The 21376-nt window shown below is 61.4% G+C and carries 19 protein-coding genes; 8 read left to right on the top strand and 11 right to left on the bottom strand.

Translation table 11 applies throughout. The features are described from left to right. Nucleotides 1-85: 85 nt before the first annotated feature. Complete coding sequence (locus BFP92_RS07745) at nt 86-1708, top strand: methyl-accepting chemotaxis protein (protein WP_065929013.1); 1623 nt, start codon at nt 86-88, stop codon at nt 1706-1708. Between the two features lie 707 nt (nt 1709-2415). On the opposite strand, the gene BFP92_RS07740 is transcribed toward BFP92_RS07745, so the two are convergent. From BFP92_RS07740 to dinG, 6 genes are all read right to left on the bottom strand, one after another. Then, nucleotides 2416-2880, bottom strand: a complete 465-nt coding sequence (locus BFP92_RS07740) for an outer membrane lipoprotein (protein ID WP_056857494.1) — start codon at nt 2878-2880, stop codon at nt 2416-2418. Nucleotides 2881-3142: 262 nt separating this feature from the next. Continuing rightward, on the bottom strand, nt 3143-3790 hold the full coding sequence (gene pdxH / locus BFP92_RS07735; protein WP_065929012.1) for a pyridoxamine 5'-phosphate oxidase: 648 nt from the start codon (nt 3788-3790) through the stop codon (nt 3143-3145). Between the two features lie 28 nt (nt 3791-3818). Continuing rightward, nucleotides 3819-4973 (bottom strand): OmpA family protein, encoded by a 1155-nt coding sequence (locus BFP92_RS07730; protein WP_065929011.1) that lies wholly within the window; start codon nt 4971-4973, stop codon nt 3819-3821. Between the two features lie 143 nt (nt 4974-5116). Further along, entirely contained in the window at nt 5117-6262 is a 1146-nt protein-coding gene (locus tag BFP92_RS07725) for a serine hydrolase domain-containing protein (protein ID WP_065929010.1), read from the bottom strand. Nucleotides 6263-6344: 82 nt separating this feature from the next. Next, nucleotides 6345-8642: a beta-galactosidase gene (locus tag BFP92_RS07720; RefSeq protein WP_065929009.1), complete on the bottom strand. Its 2298-nt coding sequence runs from the start codon at nt 8640-8642 to the stop codon at nt 6345-6347. A gap of 98 nt (nt 8643-8740) precedes the next feature. Beyond that, a complete protein-coding gene (dinG, locus tag BFP92_RS07715) occupies nt 8741-10885 on the bottom strand; it encodes an ATP-dependent DNA helicase DinG (protein ID WP_065929008.1) in 2145 nt (714 codons plus the stop codon). A 99-nt stretch (nt 10886-10984) separates the two neighbouring features. Here dinG and BFP92_RS07710 point away from each other — a divergent pair, with 99 nt between their 5' ends. After that, on the top strand, nt 10985-11449 hold the full coding sequence (locus tag BFP92_RS07710; protein ID WP_065929007.1) for a CopD family protein: 465 nt from the start codon (nt 10985-10987) through the stop codon (nt 11447-11449). Nucleotides 11450-11621: 172 nt separating this feature from the next. On the opposite strand, the gene BFP92_RS07705 is transcribed toward BFP92_RS07710, so the two are convergent. The 3 genes from BFP92_RS07705 to BFP92_RS07695 all read right to left on the bottom strand — a co-directional run bounded on the left by BFP92_RS07705 (nt 11622) and on the right by BFP92_RS07695 (nt 13494). Continuing rightward, nucleotides 11622-12380 carry a hypothetical protein gene (locus BFP92_RS07705; protein ID WP_056857500.1) on the bottom strand — a complete coding sequence of 253 codons (759 nt, stop codon included), beginning with the start codon at nt 12378-12380 and terminating at the stop codon, nt 11622-11624. After that, entirely contained in the window at nt 12373-12666 is a 294-nt protein-coding gene (locus BFP92_RS07700) for a DUF1145 domain-containing protein (protein WP_065929006.1), read from the bottom strand. Before BFP92_RS07700 ends, BFP92_RS07705 begins: the two co-directional genes overlap by 8 nt. Nucleotides 12667-12798: 132 nt before the next feature. After that, nucleotides 12799-13494, bottom strand: a complete 696-nt coding sequence (locus tag BFP92_RS07695) for a PA1041 family peptidoglycan-binding anchor lipoprotein (RefSeq protein WP_065929005.1) — start codon at nt 13492-13494, stop codon at nt 12799-12801. Between the two features lie 190 nt (nt 13495-13684). Here BFP92_RS07695 and BFP92_RS07690 point away from each other — a divergent pair, with 190 nt between their 5' ends. Genes BFP92_RS07690 through BFP92_RS30240 form a run of 4 tightly spaced genes read left to right on the top strand, consistent with a single transcriptional unit; the run spans nt 13685 to nt 15370 of the window. Further along, the gene (locus tag BFP92_RS07690; RefSeq protein ID WP_065929004.1) at nt 13685-14182 is read left to right on the top strand and encodes a DUF6231 family protein; all 498 of its coding nucleotides are present in this window, start codon (nt 13685-13687) and stop codon (nt 14180-14182) included. A gap of 4 nt (nt 14183-14186) precedes the next feature. Continuing rightward, entirely contained in the window at nt 14187-14657 is a 471-nt protein-coding gene (locus BFP92_RS07685; RefSeq protein ID WP_056857503.1) for a YchJ family protein, read from the top strand. A gap of 21 nt (nt 14658-14678) precedes the next feature. Continuing rightward, nucleotides 14679-15161, top strand: coding sequence for an LEA/WHy family protein (locus BFP92_RS07680; protein WP_065929003.1), 483 nt, complete (start codon nt 14679-14681; stop codon nt 15159-15161). Next, nucleotides 15158-15370: an SEC-C metal-binding domain-containing protein gene (locus BFP92_RS30240; protein ID WP_082463548.1), complete on the top strand. Its 213-nt coding sequence runs from the start codon at nt 15158-15160 to the stop codon at nt 15368-15370. Before BFP92_RS07680 ends, BFP92_RS30240 begins: the two co-directional genes overlap by 4 nt. 124 nt (nt 15371-15494) lie before the next feature. Here BFP92_RS30240 and BFP92_RS07675 read toward each other — a convergent pair whose 3' ends face one another. Continuing rightward, nucleotides 15495-16880, bottom strand: coding sequence for an ATP-binding protein (locus tag BFP92_RS07675; protein WP_065929002.1), 1386 nt, complete (start codon nt 16878-16880; stop codon nt 15495-15497). Continuing rightward, nucleotides 16877-17587: a response regulator gene (locus tag BFP92_RS07670; protein WP_065929001.1), complete on the bottom strand. Its 711-nt coding sequence runs from the start codon at nt 17585-17587 to the stop codon at nt 16877-16879. The genes BFP92_RS07675 and BFP92_RS07670 overlap by 4 nt, the downstream gene beginning before the upstream one ends. Nucleotides 17588-17784: 197 nt before the next feature. Here BFP92_RS07670 and BFP92_RS07665 point away from each other — a divergent pair, with 197 nt between their 5' ends. Further along, a complete protein-coding gene (locus BFP92_RS07665) occupies nt 17785-20169 on the top strand; it encodes a TonB-dependent receptor (protein ID WP_065929000.1) in 2385 nt (794 codons plus the stop codon). Between the two features lie 25 nt (nt 20170-20194). After that, nucleotides 20195-21310, top strand: a complete 1116-nt coding sequence (locus BFP92_RS07660; RefSeq protein WP_065928999.1) for an ABC transporter substrate-binding protein — start codon at nt 20195-20197, stop codon at nt 21308-21310. The last annotated feature ends 66 nt before the right edge of the window (nt 21311-21376 follow it).

Below are 21376 nucleotides of genomic sequence, written 5' to 3'. Positions count from 1 at the left end.
TAAGGATTGTGGCGATCCGCCTGCCCCGCCAGGGGCATCCGCCCGACACAGCTCTTCAACGCGTTCCCTGCCCGAGCGATAACCCATGTTCCTGAGAAATATAAGAATTGCAGCCAGAGCTTTCATCGGCTTCGCTGCCATTGCGTCGCTGAGTGTGTTTCTCGGCCTGTTCGCGCTCAAGCAGATCGGCGAAGTGCAGTCCCAGGCTGCCGACATCCAAAACAACTGGATGCAGCGCGTGAGGATCCTGGCCCTGGCCAATGCCTCGCTGGATCGTTTTCGCTTGGGGGAAATGGCGCACATCCTGTCCGCAAGCGACGCCGACATGCAGACCTACGAGGACAAATCCGCCGGGCGCCTGAAAAGCGTCAAGGAGCAACTGGCTCAATATGCCGCGCTGTTGCGCACGCCGGAGGAGAAATCGCGTCTGGAGGTGTTCAACCAAAGCCTGGAAGGGTACGCCAAGAACCACACCGAAATGCTCAAACGCTCGCGTTCGGGCGATAAGGCGGGCGCCCGTGACTTTCTCAACAGCATTCGAGAAAGCTATGAGCAGATGACCAAGAACTTCGATCAGTTGATCGACCTCGCCAATAAGGGCGCAGAACTTGCCGGCCAGACTTCCGTGGCCGCGTACCAGCATGCCGTGGGCGGTATCGCCATCGTCATCGTGCTGGTGAGTGGCGGCACGGTGCTGGTGGCCTGGCTGCTGACCCGCAGCATTACCGGCCCCATCATTGAAGCGGTCCGGGTGGCTGAAACCATCGCCAAGGGCGATCTCACCCAGCCCATCAACCCGACCGGCAACGACGAAGCCACACGCCTGTTGCGGGCACAAGAGACCATGCGCAACAACCTGGTGCAAACACTGCGGCAAATAACCGGCTCATCAAGCCAACTGGCAGCGGCGGCCGAGGAACTGAATGCCGTCACCGCCGAGGGCAGCCGCGACCTGCAGCAGCAACATGGCGAAATCGAGCAGGCCGCCACCGCCGTCACCGAGATGACCACGGCCATTGAAGAGGTGGCCAGGAATGCCGCCACCACCTCCGACCTCTCCCAGGAATCGCGCAGCATCGCCTTGAAAGGCCAGCAACGTATGGTCGAGGCGCTCGACTCCATCCAGGCCCTGACCCGTGGCGTGCAAGTCAGCTCCGACCAGGTAGGCGGCTTGGCCGAGCAGGCCAAAGGGATCGGCAAGGTGCTCGACGTTATCCGCACCATTGCCGAGCAAACCAATTTGCTGGCACTGAACGCGGCCATCGAAGCGGCTCGCGCCGGGGATGCCGGCCGTGGTTTTGCCGTAGTCGCCGACGAAGTACGCGCCCTCGCCCATCGCACCGCGCAGTCGACCCAGGAAATCGAGCAGATGATTGGCAGCATCCAGACCAACACCGCCAGCACCGTCAATACCATGCTCGACAGCAGCACCATGACTCAGCAAACCATTGGCCTGGCCGAACTGGCGCAGCAAGCGCTGGCCGATATTCTTGCCGCCAATGACGAGATCAACAACCGCAACCTGGTGATTACCACGGCGGCGGCGGAGCAAGCTGACGTTGCCCGGGCGGTGGACCGCAACTTGCTGAATATTCAGCAGCTGTCGATTCAGTCCGCTGAAGGCTCGACTCAGACCACCGCCGCTTCGCAATCGCTTGCCAGCCTGGCGCATGAGTTGAATACGATGGTGAAGCACTTTCAGGTGTGAGGTGATTGCGTGAAAACCAAAAGGCCGCCTCGGTTTAAGCCGAGGCGGCCCCACTTCTCAGACCTTACAGGTCATCGAAGCTGTCCCGCAGAAATACCCATACGTGATAAACACGCACGGCATTCACTACGAGGTTCCACGTACGTCGTGCAAACTTGGACATACTCGGCCCTCCCTTAAGTTGGGCCTTACCTCCAGCTCACTTACCGGAACACGTGGGCCTTTGGATGCACGTCAGTGCTCCTGTGAGGCGGCTGGGTTTATGGTCCTCGTGCATGACTCCGGCACGGATTACTAGCCCGTGGCAGTCGGTCCAAAATTCGCGCGCTAACCCAGCCAACCTGCTTCACGACGAGTGCAGAACGAGAGCGATACTAGCTCAGCCGCCCATGCCAAGGTGTGACAAGCAACGACTAATCGCCCAGCAAGTTGTTGCTGTTTTTTACTGTTCTAAATTTACAGAATGGGCGAGTAAATCTTTGAAATTCCCTGTCGGTTGGCCTTGCATAAAGTCCTAAAGCGGCAGTAGTATCGCCAACACGTCAGTGCTCCTCGTGAGAACGCAAACCCAGTCGTAAATCGGGTTTGCAATAAAAACCGCCCTACTAAGGCGGTTTTTTATTACCTGCGATTTTTCAGAAAACCGCAGGCAATAAAAAACCCCAACCCGTCACCGGGTTGGGGTTTTGCGTTTCTACAACCAACGCTTAGCGCGTTACACGGCTGGTGCCATTGACCGTCATGATGCGCACGCGGTCGCCAATACGGAAGATTTCATTTTCCTCCACGGCCTGAACGTAGGCGCGCATGCTGCCATCGTCTTCGCGAACGGTGATTTCCACGCCCTGGGTGCGAGTCAGGCCTTCTTCGGTGGCCGAGCCCAGCAAGCCGCCAGCTACCGCGCCGATCACCGCGGTGACGATACTGCCACGGCCGCCGCCGATGGCGCTGCCACCGACACCGCCGATAACCGCACCGGCAGCACCGCCGATTGGGGTCTTGGTGCCTTCGATTTTCACCGGACGCAGGGATTCAATGGTGCCCATGCGCACGGTCTGTACACGACGCGCTTCGTCACGGGAGTACGAGTCGCCGGTCAGACTCGAGGCGCAGCCACCCAACAGCAACGACAGGGTGGTAAAGCAGGCAACTAGTAAAACAGACTTACGCATAGCATCAACTCCAAAGGACAGGTGTTCATTAGACGCCGCTGCTTGGCGCCTGTCACGGCAAGCACGCCAGAAAATTGCTTTCATTCAGCCTGAGTACAGACTGCCAGCACCAGAAAACTCGACGAACGGTAGCTCCCACCCTGATCCAAAAATCACCTGGAACCGCTCTTCATTGTAGTCACACAAGCAAAAACGCCGAAGCCTCTGTGTAGAGACTTCGGCGTGATGACCAACATTCAGCTGGAATGACGAAAGGTGAAGCTCAGGGCGCCAGGCGCTCGCGCGTCCACTCGCCCGCTTGCAGGCGATAGTTCAGGCGGTCATGCAGGCGACTGGCGCGGCCTTGCCAGAATTCGATGCGCTCGGGCAACAAACGATAGCCACCCCAGTGCTCCGGGCAGTCGGGCTGGGTATCGCTGAAGCGCTGTTCGGTGGCCTTGAGCAAATCCTGCAACTCCTGGCGGTCCCGAATAACCTGGCTTTGCGGCGAAGCCCAGGCCCCAAGACGGCTACCCAGCGGCCGGACCTGATAATAAGCATCCGACTCCTCAGGCGTGACCTTGACCACCCGCCCTTCGATGCGCACCTGGCGCTCCAGGGTCGGCCAGAAGAAGGTCATGGCCGCGAAAGGCCGTACCGCAAGGTGTTCACCCTTGGCACTCTGATAGTTGGTGAAGAAGGTAAAACCCTGTGCATCCAGGCCCTTGAGCAGCAGGATGCGACAGTGCGGGCGACCATCCTGGTCGACAGTCGCCAAGGTCATGGCATTGGCCTCCACCGGCGGCTGCTCGGTTTTCACCGCATCGCCAAACCACTGGTGGAACAACGCAAACGGTTCGTCCGGGGCCTGGGCCTCGCTCAAACCGTCCCGTGTGTAGTCACGGCGCATATCGGCCAGTGCCTGGGTCATGCGGTTTTATCCTTTTTGTTTCAACGGATCAGTTTTTCGCCTGGTCGTTTGCTGCGGGCGCGTCGGCCTTGGGCGCCGCTTTCTTCGCGGCCGGCTTGGCAGCGGCTTTTTTCGCAGCGGGCTTGGCGGCGGCTTTCTTGGCCGGAGCCTTTTTCGCCGGGGCGGCTTTTTTCGCGGCCGGGGCCGGTACTGGGGCCGGCGCAGTTTGCACCGCGACCATGTCGGCGACCGGTGGTTTACCCGAGTTGTACTTGCTCAGCAGTGCCAACATAGTTGTACGCTGAGTGAACATGATTTCCATGCGACGGTTCAGCGCACGCCCCTGATTACTGTCGTTGGCGGCACGCGGCATAAGGTCGCCCATGCCGCGCAGCATCAAGCGATCCTGCTTCAAGCCGCTAAGGCTGAAGATAGACGCGATGGATTGCGCACGCTCTTTGGTCAACGCCTGGCTGGCCGGGGCGGTACCTGTGGCATCGACGTGACCCAGGACCAGAACCGCGGTTTTGGGGTCAGCTTCAACAGCCTTGGCAACACGTGTGAACGGGCCGAGTGTGACCGGCAGCAGCATTGCAGGGCGTTTCGGGTTGTAAGAGCCGTCAACCGGGGCAATCACCACCAATACGTTGTCACGACGTTCCAGTTGCAGGTTGCTGTCCTTGATGGCGGCGCGCAGGCGCGGCTCATAGTCGTCCAGCCAGGCTTGGGTGATTTTCGGGTCGGGCATCTGCACGTTGGTCACATCGACCTTGGCCAGTGGCTTTGGCTTGCTTTCGAACGGCCACCACCATTTGGTGTCGGTCTTGGCGACGGCCGGCACGGCATCCGGCGCGGAAGCGGGGGTTGCGGCCTTGAGGTCGGCTTTCAGGTCGGCCTTGGCATCCGCCGCCTTTTCGTCGGCGCGCTTGGATGCGAATGGCCACCAGTTGAAGCCGGTGTCAGCCTTGGCTACCGGTGCAGACGCTGGAGCTGGAGCAGTGGCGGCTACAGGCTCGACAGGCTTGGCGCCGGCGGCAGGTTTGGCATCCGGCTTGGTGTCGGTTTGGGTCACTGCGTCCTTGGTAGCAGCCTTGTCAGATCCAAATGACCACCAGTGCCCACCTTCGGCATCACTTTGTGGAGTTTGTGCGCAGCCAGTAATAGTGAGGCACAGCGCCAGTGCCAAGGACTTGTTCGATAACATGAGGTATCCACAAAATGAGAAAAAAACGGGGGGCCTGGTTGACCCGTTAAACAGACGCTTAGAGAACAGTAAAGTTACACAATTTCGTTCAGCGCCTTCTTATACTTGCCTTTGTAACAAAAAAACGTGAAACAGCAAGCTCTTTACAGACAACCGGCCAATATTCCGACCAACTTCTGCGCACGCGGGTCCATAAGTACATAAGGGCCCAGTGTATTAGTCACGAAACCAAATGCTACATCGCGCTCAGGGTCGGCAAACCCCACCGAACCCCCGGCGCCAGGGTGGCCAAACGCACGCGGGCCAAGGCCAAAGGTGGCATTGGGCAGTTGCGGTTGATCCAACATGCACCCCAAACCGAATCGGGTTTGAGTCAATAATGTTTTGTCTGGCCCGATACTGTGTTCGCGGGTCAATTGTTCAAGCATGTCGCTCTCAAGCAAACTACCGTCCAACAATCCGCTATAAAAACCCGCCAGGCCGCGCGCATTACCGTGACCATTTGCCGCCGGCTGCTGCATCCGCCGCCATTCGGGCTTATTAGTGCTGGTCAGAATAGACGGTGGGTTGGCAAATGCGCGGGTGGTCATGGCATTTGGTTCGCGCATCATTACTTGAAGTAACCGCTGCGCCGCTTCATCGCCCATATTGCCTTTGCTGCGCGCTATATGTGCCACCCGGTAAAACTCTTCGTCCGCCAAACCGACATGGAAGTCCAGGCCCAATGGCCGCGCAACCCGCGCCACAATCGATTCGCCCGGCCCGCGCCCGTCGGCGCGGCGCAGCAACTCACCGACCAGCCAACCGTAGGTGATGGCCTCGTAGCCGTGCCCTTCGCCCGGTGTCCACCACGGGGCTTCGGCCGCCAGGGTGTCGACCATCAATGGCCAGTCATAAAGGGCTTCGGTCGGCAACATCTGGCGAATCGCCGGCAGCCCGGCCTGGTGGCAAAGCAACTGGCGCAGCGTGATGGTTTCTTTACCCGCCGCTGCAAACTCGGGCCAGTAGTCGGCAACCGGCGCATCCAGTTTCAGCTTGCCTTCGGCAACCAGCTGCAGGGCCGTGACGGCGGTGAAGGTCTTGGTGCAGGAAAACAGGTTGACGATGGTGTCGCTGTGCCAGGCCTCGGCACCGTCCTTATCGGCGGTACCGGCCCACAGGTCGACGACGGTTTCGCCGCCGATCTGGATACACAGCCCGGCACCACGCTCCTGCGGATCATCGAACAACGCGGCAAACGCTTCACGTACCGCTTCGAACTGGAGCTCGTAATGACCCTGAATCTGCACCTAAGCCGCCTTGGAAAACACCGTAAGAAGTGGCCGACATTGTTCCAGTCATTGCAGGTTTTGTGAACCCGTCAATGATCATTCAATGGCCATTTCCAGCATGTCCACCCGCATGTCCGGCGCCCTGCCCTGCGCCCTTGCCTTCATGCCCGGACTTGCCGCCTTCGTTCTCGCGAACCGTGCTGGCCGCCTTGGCTTTTTCGGCCTCCTTGCCCAGTTGGTCGACCGCCGCCAGGTTGCTTTTACGCACACTGTCGACAAAGCCCTGGAACGGCACATCGGTGATGCCCACCAGCCCGAAGTGGCCGTTCTCGCCATCCAGCAAGCGCCCGGTAACCGGCTGGTCCAGGTACTGGAACCAATGCACGCCGACAATCGACGGCTCGGCCATGGCCTGCTTGAGAAAGTTGCTGTACGCCACGCCACGGTCTTCTTCACGGGCCAACTGCGTCACGCCGCCCCAGAACGGGCCACGGTCGGCCGAGCCGAAGTTGAACTCGGTGATCAGCACCGGCTTGTCCAGCGCGCGCAGAGCGGCAAAGTCATAACCATCCTGCGGCTTCAAGGTGTACATGTTGAAGCTCAGCACGTCGCAATACTGGGCGCAGGACGCCACGGCCTCCGGCGTGCTGACGGCATACCGACCGCCCAGCAGCAGTTGGTTGGGCGCGTGCCATTTCAACGAATCGGAGATGGTCTTGAAGTAGGCATCGGCGAAGGTCTTCTGGAAATATTTGAAGTCGGCTTCGATTTCCGGGTGCTCAGGGCTCGGCATCGGCGGCTCAAAGCCTGGGTCCTCCATCAACTCCCAACCCGCCAGGTGGATGCCCCAGGCTTTCGACAGGCCTTCTTCGTTACGGTACTTGTCGCGCAATTGCTTGAGGAACGCGCGCTTGGCCGGTACATCGGTGGTCATGCGCAAGGTGCCGTAAGCCAAGGCGTAACGGGATTTTGGATCATCGCCGGGGCCGGCCCAGGCCAGCTCGTTGTCGGCAAAATAGCCGATCAGCCACGGATCATCACGGTGGTCGCGGGCGGCAATGGCCACGGCGCGTTCGGTGGCCATGGCAAAGCGTGGGTCGAACGGGTCGGGCATGCCGCCCCACCAGTCGGTGCCGGTGCTGATGCTGGCGTAGTCACCAACAATCGACAGCGGCAAGGTGTACGGCACGCGGTCGGCGCGGGCCAGGGCCTCATCGCTCCAGTTGCCCACGGTGTTGAAGCCCCAGGCTTGCAGGCGATCAAGGGTGTGGCTGACCCAGCGTTTCTGGTCGAAACCTTCGCCGCCGTAGGTACGTTGCAAGTTGGCGCCGTAAAAATCGTACCAACGCCCTACGCTGAAGCCCCGGCCCTGATCGGCACCGTTGCCGCCCCGGTTATCGCCACTGCCGTAATACTTGTCGAACGGTTCACCGGCCTTGGGCAACGCGGCGAACATCCACTCACGACCGGCCACGTAGGTCTGGTTGTTGTCCGGCGCCACGGTGTTAACACCCAGCGAATAGAACGGATGGCCTTGCGGCGTCACCAGGTACCAGCGACCGTCACGCTTCTCGGTGCGGAAAAAGCCACTGGCGTCGAACGCCGGGCCTTTGTTCCAGCCGCCGTATGGGTCCAGAGCGGATTTGTCGCGCTCGGCCAGCCAGCCCTTGAGCTGCTGCTGCTCCTTGGCCGCGGCGGCTTTGAGTTGCTCGTCACTGCTGATTTTTTCCGGCCAGCGCGCACGGGTGGATTGGCCATATGCGTCCACCAGTTCGCTATAGGCTGCCTTCAGTACCGGCTCGCTGTCCTGCACGCCAAAACGCTCAAGCAAAATGCTTTGGGCGGCGTTGGGTTTGAGCATCGACAGGGTGACCGAGGCCACCTGGCTGCGGTCGATCTCACCGGCACTGGCGGCCAGCAATACACGCTGACCGTCCACGGTGATCGGCATCGGCGGGCCGGCCTTCATGCCCTGGCTCAGCGGCGAGTTGGCCTGCAACGGAATCAACAGGGTCTGGGCCGGGCCGGCCGGCAGGTCGATGCGGCTGACCAGGGTCTTGCCGTCAGTGCTCTGTACTTTGACATACAAGGTCAACGCCCAATCCATGGCGCTTTGGATACGCAGGCTCATGGCGCCGGACTGCGACCAGTCCCACACGCCAGTCTGCGGGCTGAGCACCAGGCTCGGCTCGGCCGCCGGGTTGAAGGTGATGCGGCGCAGCACCTCGCCTTCGGGGGTTTGTTCGGCGTTGTATTGCGGCAGGCTGGCGTCCTGAGTCGCCACCTTGACCACATCGGCAGGCCGGACGAAGTTGAACAGCGTTTGTTGCCCGGCAGGCGCGGCCATCAAGGGCGCAGCGAACAATAAGGCAAAAAGAGCGGGCAGCGTGCGAATCATACGAACAAGGTTCTCCCAATCGGCCGGTGACTGGCCTGATGACATAAAGCGTTGGCAGTGAGATAGACCACGAAGTGGGCGACTTCGCCCACAGCGGCTTAAGAAATTTCGCGCCTGAAGGGCGGCAAGGCATTAAGGATAGCTTTGCCATAGCGCTGCGTGACCAAACGGCGGTCGAGCAAGGTGATGGTGCCGCGGTCTTCCTCGGTACGCAGCAAGCGACCGCAGGCCTGGACCAGCTTCAAGGACGCATCCGGCACCGAGATTTCCATGAACGGGTTACCGCCCCGCGCCTCGATCCACTCGGCCAAGGCTGCCTCGACCGGGTCATCCGGTACCGAGAACGGAATCTTGGCAATCACCACGTGCTCGCAATAGGCGCCGGGCAAGTCCACGCCTTCGGCAAAACTGGCGAGGCCGAACAGCACACTGGAATCGCCGCCATCAACCCGCGCCTTGTGTTTGTTGAGGGTTTCCTGCTTGGACAGGTTGCCCTGGATAAACACTTGTTTGCGCCAGTCGCGGTCGAGGCCGTCGAACACGTCCTGCATCTGTTTACGCGACGAAAACAGCACCAGCGTGCCGCGTGAACCTTCGACCAGCGCCGGCAAGTCGCGAATAATCGCCGCCGTGTGCGCGGCCGCATCCCGTGGGTCGGCCTTGAGGTCCGGCACGCGCAGCACGCCGGCATCGGCATGGTGGAATGGGCTCGGCACCACGGCCGTCACCGCTTTTTTCGGCAGCCCGGCGCGCATGCGGAAGCGGTCGAAAGTGCCCAGGGCCGTCAGCGTGGCCGAGGTCACCAGGCAGCCATAAGCCACGTTCCACAGGTTACGGCGCAGCATTTCGGCGGCGAGGATGGGACTTGCATTGACTTCGATATCAAACAGCGCACCGCTTTCGGAGAGGGTGAGCCAACGCGCCATCGGCGGGTTGTCTTCCGGGTCTTCGACGGTGAAGGCGGTCCACAGCTCCCAGTTGCCCTGGGAGCGCGACAACAGGCTGCCGAACAGTGGGTACCATTCCTCGGCCTGGTTGCTGGCGATGCCGATATTGACCTCGCCGTCCATGCCTTCCTTGAGCAAGTCGGTGAGGCGTGTGAACAGGTCGGTGAGGCGTGAAAAGCCCTTCTTCAGCTCAATGCCCATTTCGCGCATATGCTCGGGGATCAACCCGCCGACAAAGCGGTGGCGTGGCCGCTCACGGCCCTCCACGTCTTCACCGGGCTTGAAGTCGGCGACTTGCTCGCAGGCGCTGAACATGAATTGCTGCTGAGTCTTGATCTCCCGCGCCAGCTCCGGCACTTGCTCGATCAATTTGCCCAAATCGCCGGGCAGCGGGTGCTGGGCCAGCAGTTTGGTGAGGTTCTTGGCGGTGGTTTCCAGCCAGTCGGCCGTGGAACGCAGCCGCGTGTAGTGGGCGAAGTGGCCGATGGCCTTGTCCGGCAGGTGGTGGCCTTCGTCGAATACGTAGAGGGTGTCGCGTGGGTCGGGCAATACCGCGCCGCCGCCCAGGGCCAGGTCGGCCAGTACCATGTCGTGGTTGGTGACGATCACGTCGACCTTGCCCATGCCTTCGCGGGCCTTGTAAAAGGCGCACTGGCCGAAGTTGGGGCAATGGCGGTTGGTGCACTGGCTGTGGTCGGTGGTCAGGCGTGCCCAGTCCGCATCTTCCAGGGCAGTGGGCCAGCTGTCGCGGTCGCCGTCCCATTTATTGCCGGCCAGCTTCTCGATCATGCTGGTAAACAGCTTCTGGCTGACTTCATCCACTTCGATCTTGAAGCCTTCTTCTTCGAACAAGGAGGCAGTGGCGGTTTGTGCGTGGCCTTCCTGCAACAATACGTCGAGCTTGGACAGGCACATGTAGCGCCCACGCCCCTTGGCCAGGGCGAAGGTGAAGTTCAGGCCGCTGTTGCGCATCAGGTCGGGCAGGTCTTTGTAGACAATCTGTTCCTGCAGGGCGACGGTGGCGGTGGCGATCACCAGGCGCTTGCCGGCGGCCTTGGCGGTCGGGATCGCGGCCAGGCTGTAGGCCACGGTTTTACCCGTACCGGTGCCGGCTTCGACGGCCACGATCGCAGGGTCGCCACTGCGCCGCCCTTCGTCGTCGGTGTCGATATCTCCGAGGACCTTGGCCACTTCGGCGATCATCAGGCGTTGGCCGTAGCGCGGTTTCAAGCGCTTGGCTTCGAGAAAACGCGAATAAGCGCCCTGGATCGTGGTTTTGAGTTCAGTGCTGATCATGGATAGTCGGGCGCAAAAAACGCTGGATAAATTTTCAGTGGTTCGGATCGGCCGCTATCATACCCCGCTAATTAATCCCGCGCAGAACGGAGTACCACAATGACCGCGTTTAGCCTCGCTTACACCCTGCATGTACTGGCCGCCCTGGTTTGGGTCGGCGGTATGTTTTTCGCCTGGATGATCCTGCGCCCCGCCGCCATGGCGGCACTTGAGGGCCCCGCCCGGCTCAAGCTGTGGGCAAATGTGTTTCAACGTTTTTTTGTGTGGGTCTGGGTCGCGGTGCTGATTTTGCCGATCAGCGGCATCGGCCTGTTGCAACTGCGGTTCAGTGGTTTTGAGACCGCGCCGCGCTATGTACAGGTGATGATGGGTTTGTACCTGGTGATGACGGCGCTGTTTATCCGCATCCAAGCACTGAAGTTCCCGGAACTGCGCACAGCGGTGGCGGCTGAGGATTGGCCGACGGGTGCGGCCGCGCTGGGGCAGATCCGCAAACTGGTGGGGATCAATTTGATTGTGGGGTTGGTGGTGGTGGCGATTGCTTCGGCGCGGCCGATGTTCTGACCACCGCGCCTGTGACGAGCGGGCTTACTGTGGCGAGCGGGCTTGCCCCGCGTTGGGCTGCGCAGCAGCCCCAATAATGTCACTGCGTTTTTTCCGACAAATTGCGGCGTCTGGTTTTGGGGCTGCTGCGCAGCCCAACGCAGGGCAAGCCTGCTCGCCACAAAAGCCAGGATTAGAGCCGCTGAATGGTCACAGCACCCGCAGGCCCAGCCGGCCCCGGCTGGCCTTCCAACCCTGGCCGGCCTTTATCGCCGCCATCGGCGCGGTACACCAGGCAACCCTTGGACTGCCCGCCTTTGCCCGGCTTGCCCGCCGTACCGGCCAAGCCACCCGGCCCGCCGTCAACCCAGACCTTGATCTGCTCAGCCGGGAAGCTCTGTGGCAGCTCGACCCGCACAGTCGCCCCCGACGCGCCCGGCAGACCGTCGCCGCCATTATCGCCATTGGCACCACGCCCGGCGGAACCCCAGGTGCAACCCGGGTCAACGCCGTTGGCGCCATCCAGGCCGGCATAACCTTGGGCACCGGCGCCGCCACGGGCGTCCACCGAGAGTTCATCGGCGGTCAGCGCGTTAATGCGCAGCACCAGGTCACGCCCGGCCTTGGCCGGCCTTTCGTGGGTACCGGGAGCCCCGCGCGACGTGATCTGGCTGCCATGCTCCAGTTGCGCATTACGCACCTGCAATTGCAGCGCGGTATTGCCGGGGGCGATGGTGATGCGCGCCTCGCGGCCCAGGTGCAACTCATCCACCGTCACTTGGCTGATGGTCGCCGGCACCAGCAACGTGCCGTAGTCCGCCACATCCAGGCGCTCCAATTGCAACACGCTGGTGCTGCTGGGCAGACGCATCAACGAGTTGGTTTCAACACTGACGCTCTGCGCCAGAGCAATGGGGCTGACCAACAGGGCCAACAGAAAAACCTTATGCATGATTGGCCTCCTTGTTCGTTTCATTAACCGTTGCAGGCGCCGACAGGCCCCGCACATGGAACATCCCCACCAGCAGAATCTGCAAGCGGTCACGCCAAGGGTGGGCACGGTGTTTCACGCTGCTGTTGAACAACAGCAATTCAAGCAGGTGGGTAAGCAACAACAGACTGCCGGCCAGGCTGACCAACAGGTGAAACGGATTGGTCAGCGGCCGGAACAGGTTGACCAGCACCACCACCCAGAACAGCAACGTCAGAAACTTCCCCAGCCCCCAAAACACCTTCATCCCGCATGCCCCTGCCTATTATTCTTTGGGCGCACAGTACCGACTTCTGCAGGCGATATGCCAGTGAAGGATGAAAAAACTTGCCAGGGCTCGCCGGCAATGCCCCTGCGGCGCCCGCAGGGGCAAGGGCTGTCAGCGATTGATCTGGATTTCCACACGACGGTTCAACGCACGCCCTTCAGCGGTTTTGTTGTCGGCCACCGGGTGGCTTTCGCCGGCACCGGTCACCGAGACAAAGTTGCTGCGAGGCACACCGGAGCTGACCAGGTAATCCGTCACCGAGTGGGCGCGTTTTTCCGAGAGCTTCTGGTTGTAGGCATCCTTACCGACGCTATCGGTATGGCCACTGACCCGCAACTGCGCGCCTGGGGCTTCTTGTTTCAGGCGGGTGGCGACGGTGTCGAGCTTGGTTTTGTCCGCGGCCGTCAGCTTGGCGGAGTCGAACTGGAAGTGCACATCACGAATCACGATGGTTTCTTCCTTGACCACCACCACTTCCTCAACCACTGCGGCCGGCGGTGCGGGTGGGCAACCGTTGGCATCGACCTGCACGCCTTTTGGCGTGCCAGGGCACTTGTCGCGGCTGTCCGGCACACCGTCACCATCTTCGTCGCCATCACCATGCACCCAGCAATAGGCGCCGGCCATGCCGCCGATCAGCAACGCGCCTGCGCCTGCGTAGGCTGAACTTTCAGTCGCGCCAATGGCAGCGCCCGTCACACCACCGACTGCAGCACAGGTGGGCCAATCGGTTTTTTGCAACCCTGCGCAACCTGTCAATACTCCGGTTAGCAGAACCAAGGGTAGAGCTGTCCGCATGATGCTCATGTGATTTCTCCTGAGGGTATCGGCGGGGGCCGACAGGTGGAGTAAAGACCGCTCTTTTCATCTGCGCCAGTACGCCACACCCCCGGTTTCATTGAGGATCGCCGCACTTGCAGGACTTTTCACCGCCGCCCGCTCTAGGCCCGCACGCTCAGCCGCGCTAGTCTCTAGGGTTCTGATGTGAGGATCTGTGATGACCGCTGGTATTTCTTCCCGTACACCCCAGCAAGCCCTGGCGGCTTTGCTCGATTTGCACCGGCCCAAACGCCTGTTGCTGTTGGGCGCCAGCCAGTTCCCGGCGCTGGAGGCGTTTCAAGCCGAGCATCCTGACACCGTGGTCGCCGTCGCCCCGCCCGGGCCGTTACCGCCGGAACTGGCGGCGCAGCGTTTTGACCTGGCGCTGGTGGTCGACTGCCTGGAGCACCTGTCAAAACCGCAAGGCCTGACCCTGCTCGGCGGCATTCGCAACCTTAATAGCAGCCGCATTGCGGTGCTGGCAGACCTGAACGCCTGCGACTGGAAGGAAACCGATTTCTTCTCCCTCGCACTGCAAGCCGGCGAGCGTTTCCAGCGTGATGAGCAGGTGCTGACGCTGTTTACCTATGATCTGCTTGACTATAAACAGGTGCCCGACTGGCTCAACGCCCGTTTCTGGGCCAACCCGGAAAATTTTGGAAAGTATTGGTGGTAACCCGATGAGTACATCCATTTGCCCCTGCGGCAGCGGCAACCTGCTGGACGCCTGCTGCGGCCACTATCACGCCGGCCACCCCGCGCCCTGCGCCACCGCGCTGATGCGCTCGCGCTACAGCGCCTACGTGCTGGGCCTGGTGGACTACCTCGTGGCCACCACCTTGCCCGCGCAGCAAGCCGGCCTGGACCGCAACGCGATCAGCGCCTGGAGCGCGCAGAGCACCTGGCTGGGCCTGGAGGTGGAAAGTTCGGAAGTGTTCGGCGGCCAGCCGGAACATGCATTCGTGACCTTTACCGCACGCTGGCATGACAGCACCGGCGAACACAGCCACCGTGAGCAGTCTTCTTTCGTACAGAATGACGGGCGCTGGTACTTCATCGACCCGACGGTTGAGGTGAAGGCCGGGCGCAATGATGTATGTTTGTGCGGCAGCGGCCAAAAATTCAAGAAGTGCTGTTCCAGCTACCTCTAATTACCTCACAGGGAAAACGCCATGCTTCGGATGTACAGCTTGATGCTGGCGTTAACCCTGAGTCTCAGCGGCTGCGCGTCGTGGTTCGAAGACGATACACCTACGCCCCACGTCGCCCTGGTGAAAGTCGAGGTGGTGCGGGCCAAGCTGCTGGAGCAGAAATTCAAACTGTGGTTTCGCGTGGATAACCGCGACGACGCCGACCTCACGGTGCGCGGCCTGATCTATAAGGTCAGGCTGGGCGGTTTTGTGCTCACCGAAGGCGAGTCCAATGAATGGCTGACCATACCGCCGCACGGCCATGGGTTTTTTCGGGTGAAGGTGCGCACCAACCTCTGGCCGCAGATACGCGATGTGGTGCAAATGCTCAAAAACCCGACCAAACCCGTGCCCTATCGCCTGGAAGGCGAGCTGAAAACCGGATTATTCATCGGTAATGACGTGCAGGTCGCCCACAATGGCGAGATAATCCCCGGCGATTTTATTCCGGAGCGACATCGATGACTCAGCAACCCCATGTCCATGGTCCTGACTGCAACCACGATCACGATCACCATGATCACGGCCATGATCACGACCATGGCCATGTCCACGGCCCGAACTGCGGCCACGCTCACCAGGAGCCGGTGCGCAACGCGTTGAAGGACGTGGGTCGCAACGATCCTTGCCCGTGCGGCAGTGAGAAGAAATTCAAGAAGTGCCACGGGGCCTGATGCCCTGAATGCAGTCAGTGTGGGAGCTGGCTTGCCTGCGATAGCGGTCTGACAGATAAACCTGTGTCAGCTGACCCACCGCCATCGCAGGCAAGCCAGCTCCCACATTGGATCGTATTGCAGCTCAGGATTTGCGTTGGAACTGCAACACCACCTCCAGCCCGCCGCCTTCCCGATTACTCAAACTCAATCGCCCCTCATGCGCCCGCGCAATGGTGTGCGCAATGCTCAGGCCCAACCCATACCCGCCCGTGTCGGCGTTGCGTGAGCCTTCGACCCGGTAAAACGGCTCCATCACCTGCTCCAGTTGTTCCTGGGGAATCCCCGGGCCACGGTCACTGATGACGATTTTCAAACTGTCCGCCTGATCCTCCACCCGCACCACCACGTCTCGGCCATAACGCACCGCGTTTTCCAGCAGGTTTTGCACACAGCGCTTGAGGCTGCGCGCGTACCCCGGCAACGGTTGCCTGGCGCGCCCCACAACGGTCACGCTTTCGCCCACGTCTTGCAGGTCGGCCTGCAGGCTTTGCAGCAAGGCGTTGATGTCGATGTTCTGCCGCGTCTCGTTGATTTCGCCGCTGCTGACAAAATCCAGAGTGCTGGAGACCATGTGTTCCATTTCTTCCAGGTCGCTGCGAAAACGCTCCTTGGTGCGCGTGTCTTCGAGCATCTCGGTGCGCAGGCGCAGGCGTGTGATCGGCGAGCGCAGGTCGTGGGAAATCGCCGCCAGAAAGCGCGTGCGCTCGGCAATATTGGCAATCAGCCGTTGCTGCATGGCATTAAACGCCTGGGCCGCGCGGCGCACTTCGGTGGGGCCGTCCAGCGCTAACGGCGGGCGCTGGATATCCCGGCCCAGGGCTTCGGCGGCCCTGGCCAAGGCGTTGAGCGGGCGAATGGCCAGGCGCACCGCCACCAGCGCGATGATCACCAGCACCAGCACGCGCAGCAAATAGATGCGCATCACGTAGTCGAACAGCAAGTCCAGCGGCGACGTGCTGGTCCAGCCCTGCTCTTCGCTGGCGTCCACCTGCAACCAGCGCCCATCGGGCAGGCGCAGGTCGATCAGGAACTGCCCGACTACCGGCCTGGAGCTGAGCAAAGTCGAGAGCCCGGCGCTTTGCCCTTCGTCATCGACCAGAGACAGGCGCAACAACATCAGGGTCTGGGCATACCCGGTTTTCTCCGACAGCACTTTCTTGATCAGCCGCTCGGTGGGCCGGTCACTGTCGGTCAGTGTGCTGGGCGTGTTGCTGGCCTGATCGCTCAAGGTCAATTGAAAGTGCGGCGTATTGAGCAGTTTGATCAACTGGTCGGCCTGCTGCGGGTCGTTGTGCACCAGGCGCACCACATCTGCCAGGCGCGTAGCGATCAGCCGTGCAGGAATTTCCAGCACCTGGCCATGCCGACGGTCGTACCAGATACTGCTGGTCAGCGCCTGGGCCGCGAGCATGCCGCTGACCAGAATCAGCACCAGCCGCCCGAACAGCGAACGCGGCAGCAGTCTCACGACTCCAGCACCACGTCATCGGCAGTCAGCATGTAACCCTCGTTGCGCACGGTTTTGATCAGCCCTGCCGGCAGTTGCGAACGCAGGCGGCTGACGCACACGTCGATGGAGCGGTCGAACGGCGTGCTGTCCTTGTCGAACACATGGTTGAGCAAAAAGTCGCGACTCAACGGCCGGTTGGGGTGCTGCAACAACAGGCGCAGCACGCGGTAGTCGGAGTTGCCCAGGCTCACCACTACGCCCTCGGGCGTGAGCAATTGCCGCGCCCGTGTGTCGAGCTGCCAGCCGGCAAACCGGATGCTCGGCGCCTCGTCCAGCCGCGCGCGGTCCGGAAAGCTCTGCACCCGGCGCAACACCACTTTGATCCGCACCAGCAGCTCACGCGGGTCGAACGGTTTGGGCAGGTAGTCGTCGGCGCCGATTTCCAGGCCGACGATGCGGTCGATCAACGAGCCTTTGGCGGTGAGCATCACCACCGGCGTATTGGAACTCACGCGCAGTTCGCGGCACAGGCTCAGGCCGTCTTCGCCGGGCAGCATCACGTCGAGCACGATCAGGTCGATCACATTCAGCGCCAGGCGGCGGCGCATTTCCTTGCCGTCGGCGGCGGTGGACACCTGAAAACCCGCGTCGCTCAAGTAGTCGCAGAGCAACTGACGGATTTGCGGGTCATCATCAACGATCAGCAGGTGGTCAAGCTTGGCCATGGGCAGTCAATCCGAAAACGCAAAACGCAGGAGATAGCCGAACGTTCATCCAGCGATACACGCAAATGTAATGGAATGTTGTGGGGAACCATAATCACGCATCAGCGATACAAAGCCAGGGCATGGCAGGCGGAATCGCTCTTTAGACTACCGAACCTGAATGAGAGTAATTGTAATTTAGACTCGGATCATCACCTATGTCACTGCCCACGCCCCAACGTCACACGCTGCACACCACCCTGGCACCGATGTTCGGTTTCCTCGCTGCCGGCAGTGTTGCGCCGACCGCCTGGGCCGATGCGCCGGCCGCCGCGCCGAATGATTCGGTGGTGAGCCTGCCGCAGATCACGGTCGACGGCCAGGAAGCCAGCTCCACCTTCAAAGTCGACCGTGTGACCTCGGCCAAAATCAGCCAGCCGCTGCTCGACGCCCCGCAAAGCGTGACTATCGTGCCGCAGCAGGTGCTCAAGGAGCAGAACGCGCAGACCCTGCAGGAAGTGTTGCGCAACGTGCCGGGCATCACCTTCATGTCCGGCGAAGGCAACCTGGGCTGGGGCGATCTGTTTTCAATTCGCGGGTTTTCCTCCGAGCAGAGCCTGACCGTCGACGGCGTGCGCGACGCGGGCATGTCCACGCGCACCGACACTTTCAACCTGCAACAGGCTGAAGTGTTCAAGGGCACCGGCTCGATTGAGTCCGGCGTTTCCGCCGTGGGCGGCAGCGTCAACCTGGTGAGCAAAGAAGCGCACCTGGGCGATGCCAACAAGGTGTCCGCCGGGATCGGCACCGACAGCTACCGTCGCCTCACCGCCGACCTCAATAAACAGCTGAACGACACCACCGCCGTGCGCATCAACCTGATGAAGCACTACAACCAAGTGGCCGACCGCGACGACGTGGACTACGACCGCTGGGGCATCGCCAGCTCGTTCGGCTTCGGCCTGGGCACCGACACGCGTTTCTTCGTCGACACCTTCTACCAGAAAGACACCAACACCCCGGACGGCGGCGTGCCGATCCAGCGCGGCACCGACGGCCACCGCATGCCCGGCGTCAAACGCTCCAACTGGTACGGCGACTCCAGCCTTTATACGCAGGAGAACGAAACCACCTCGCTGACCGCCCGCTTCGAGCATGACTTTGACTGGAACGAGGCCCACCTGCGCAACCAGACCCGCTGGGAACGCAGCGACAACTTCGCCATGCTGTCCCCGGCACGCTTCTTCGCCGCCGACGCCAGCGGCAAAAAAACCTGCACCGGCGCCCGCTGTGCGACCTTGGGCTACACCGGCACAGGCCCAATCAGCCAAGTGCCCGGCAGCACGGTGAATGCCTACACCGACTACGTAAACAACAGCAACACCGGCTACGGCATCCTGCGGGGCAGCGACTTCGGCTTGTCCAAGCGCTACACCATCCTGGATAACCAGACCGACTTCAGCTTCACGTTCAACACCGGCAGCCTGCAGCACGCGGTGGTCAGCGGCCTGGAGTTCTATCACGAGACGTATGGCGGCCTGAAACGCAACGCCGAAGTGCCGGCCGGCGACCTGTTCTTCAACATGAACGAGCCCACCCACAGCTTCGCCAGCACCTACGTAACCAAGGGCGAAGGCGACCCGCGCTCGGTGATCGATAACGCCGGTCTCTACGTGGGCGACACCGTCACCCTCAACGAGCAATGGCAAGTGCTCGGCTCGCTGCGCTACGACAACTGGCGCGCGCAAACCCGCCAGCGCGGCCAGGCCGACATCAGCAGCACCGACGGCGCGGTGAGCGGTCGCGTCGGCGCGGTGTACAAGCCATTGCCGAACGGCAGCATCTACGTGTCCTACAGCGAGGCGGCGCAACCGTCGGCGCTGGGCGCCTCCACCAACAACCAGATCTACGGCGCGTCCACCACCCGCAACTACAGCCCGGCCAAGTCGAAAACCTACGAGATCGGCACCAAGTGGGACATTGCCCACGACAGGCTCAATGTCACGGCGGCGATCTTCCGCACCGAACTGGACAACGCCTGGGAATACCAGGACGGCGAATCCGCCCCGGTGCGCGCCCTGCCCGCCAAGCGTGTGGACGGCATCGAACTCGGCCTGCAAGGCAACATCACCCCGCGCTGGACCGCCTACACCGGTTTTTCGGCGCTCAAAAGCACGCAGACCAAAGGCATCAACAAGGGTGCCGAAGCCATGAACGTCCCCGACCTGACCGCCAACCTGTGGACCACCTACGCCGTCACCGACGCCCTGAGCCTCAGCTACGGCGAGCAGTACGTGGGTCGTCGCCGCTACAGCGACAACAACTATGTCGGCGGTTTGAACAACAACAGCAGCTACGCCAATGGCCCGTCCGGTGTGTATGCGATCTACACCCGCGACCACGAAAAAGCCCCGGGTTACTGGCTGAGCAACCTGGCGGCGCAATACAAGGTGAACAAGGACACCAGGGTCAACCTCAACCTCAACAACGTGTTTAACAAGTTCTATTACAGCCAGGTCGGCGCGTCCCTCGACGGCTTCCAGCTCTACGGCATCCCAGGCGCCGGTCGCACGCTCACCGCCAGTGTCGATTATGAATTCTGATTGCCCCTCACCCGGAGTCCTTTCCATGTTCAAACCTCGTAACGTGCTCAAGCTCGGCGTGCTGTGCGCCGCGCTGGTCCTCGGCCACGCCGAAACGGCCGCTGCCCATGAAGTCACCGACGTGTTGGGCCGCAAGGTCGAGGTCAAAGACGACGTCAAACGTGTGGTACTGGGCGAAGGCCGCTTGATTTCGGCGTTTGCCTTGCTCGACAAGGACGCACCGTTCCAGCGCATCGTCGGCTGGCAGAATGATTTGAAGCTGCTGGACCAGCACACTTACAACGCCTATGTGGCGAAGTTTCCTTCGGTCAAAAACATCCCGTTGATCGGGCAAGCGTCCGAGCAGAGTGTCAGTGCCGAGGAAATTCTCTCGCTGAAACCGGATCTGGCGGTGTTCAGCATTTCGGGCCACGGCCCGACCGAACACAGCGCGGTGGCGGACGTGCTGGCCAAAGCCGGCATCCCGGTGTTGTTCGTCGACTTTCGGATCAACCCGGTGCAAGGCACCCACACCAGCATGAACGCGCTGGGCCAGGCCTTGGGCCGTGAAGCCCAGGCCAAGGCGTTCCTGGGTTTCTATGACCAGCACATCAAGGCCATCACCGACGCCATTGCCACCTCGCCGGCCGGCCCGCGCCCGAGTGTGTTCCTCGAATTGCTGGCCGGTGCCTGGCAGGCGCCGGGGCACACCACCGGCAAAAGCGGTATGGGTGAAGTGATCAAGCTGGTCGGCGGGCGCAATATCGCCGCCGACGTGGTGCCGGGTGCGCTGGGGGATATCAGCGTTGAATACGCGCTCAAGGCCGACCCGGATGTGTACGTGGCCACCGGCAACCACACACCGGGGCTGATTCTTGGCGCTGGTGTGAGCACCGATGAAGCCCGCGAGGCGTTCGATCGTGTGCTGGCGCGGCCGGAGTTCGCCAACCTGCGTGCCATCCGCGCGGGCAATGCCCACGGCCTGTGGCATGACTTCTACAACTCGCCATACAACTTGCTGGCGATTGAAGCATTGGCCAAATGGGTGCACCCGGAGCTGTTCGCCAAACTTGACCCGCAGGTGACTATGCAACAGATCAACCAGCAGTTCCTGGGCATGCCATTGCAGGGTGCTTATTGGATTGACGCCAACACCCAGTAACCCCAAGCGCCCTGCAGGAATGCAGCCAGCTCCCAAATGTAGATTTTCGTTGTTTTCAACATTGCG

Origin of the sequence: Pseudomonas sp. 58 R 3, assembly GCF_900006605.1 — a bacterium.
In the GTDB taxonomy this organism is placed as follows: Bacteria; Pseudomonadota; Gammaproteobacteria; order Pseudomonadales; family Pseudomonadaceae; genus Aquipseudomonas; species Aquipseudomonas salomonii.
Note: the sequence above shows the minus strand (reverse complement) of the source record. Positions and strands in the feature narration are given on the sequence as shown.

Excerpts from the sequence above, each read along its gene's own strand:
- dinG (WP_065929008.1), bottom strand. The coding sequence starts at position 10,885 with ATGATCAGCACTGAACTCAAAACCACGATCCAGGGCGCTTATTCGCGT.
- BFP92_RS07740 (WP_056857494.1), bottom strand. The coding sequence starts at position 2,880 with ATGCGTAAGTCTGTTTTACTAGTTGCCTGCTTTACCACCCTGTCGTTG.
- BFP92_RS07680 (WP_065929003.1), top strand. The coding sequence starts at position 14,679 with ATGCTTCGGATGTACAGCTTGATGCTGGCGTTAACCCTGAGTCTCAGC.
- BFP92_RS30240 (WP_082463548.1), top strand. The coding sequence starts at position 15,158 with ATGACTCAGCAACCCCATGTCCATGGTCCTGACTGCAACCACGATCAC.
- BFP92_RS07695 (WP_065929005.1), bottom strand. The coding sequence starts at position 13,494 with ATGAGCATCATGCGGACAGCTCTACCCTTGGTTCTGCTAACCGGAGTA.
- BFP92_RS07670 (WP_065929001.1), bottom strand. The coding sequence starts at position 17,587 with ATGGCCAAGCTTGACCACCTGCTGATCGTTGATGATGACCCGCAAATC.
- BFP92_RS07685 (WP_056857503.1), top strand. The coding sequence starts at position 14,187 with ATGAGTACATCCATTTGCCCCTGCGGCAGCGGCAACCTGCTGGACGCC.
- BFP92_RS07700 (WP_065929006.1), bottom strand. The coding sequence starts at position 12,666 with ATGAAGGTGTTTTGGGGGCTGGGGAAGTTTCTGACGTTGCTGTTCTGG.
- BFP92_RS07710 (WP_065929007.1), top strand. The coding sequence starts at position 10,985 with ATGACCGCGTTTAGCCTCGCTTACACCCTGCATGTACTGGCCGCCCTG.
- BFP92_RS07705 (WP_056857500.1), bottom strand. The coding sequence starts at position 12,380 with ATGCATAAGGTTTTTCTGTTGGCCCTGTTGGTCAGCCCCATTGCTCTG.
- BFP92_RS07690 (WP_065929004.1), top strand. The coding sequence starts at position 13,685 with ATGACCGCTGGTATTTCTTCCCGTACACCCCAGCAAGCCCTGGCGGCT.
- BFP92_RS07720 (WP_065929009.1), bottom strand. The coding sequence starts at position 8,642 with ATGATTCGCACGCTGCCCGCTCTTTTTGCCTTATTGTTCGCTGCGCCC.
- BFP92_RS07730 (WP_065929011.1), bottom strand. The coding sequence starts at position 4,973 with ATGTTATCGAACAAGTCCTTGGCACTGGCGCTGTGCCTCACTATTACT.
- BFP92_RS07665 (WP_065929000.1), top strand. The coding sequence starts at position 17,785 with ATGTCACTGCCCACGCCCCAACGTCACACGCTGCACACCACCCTGGCA.
- BFP92_RS07660 (WP_065928999.1), top strand. The coding sequence starts at position 20,195 with ATGTTCAAACCTCGTAACGTGCTCAAGCTCGGCGTGCTGTGCGCCGCG.
- pdxH (WP_065929012.1), bottom strand. The coding sequence starts at position 3,790 with ATGACCCAGGCACTGGCCGATATGCGCCGTGACTACACACGGGACGGT.
- BFP92_RS07745 (WP_065929013.1), top strand. The coding sequence starts at position 86 with ATGTTCCTGAGAAATATAAGAATTGCAGCCAGAGCTTTCATCGGCTTC.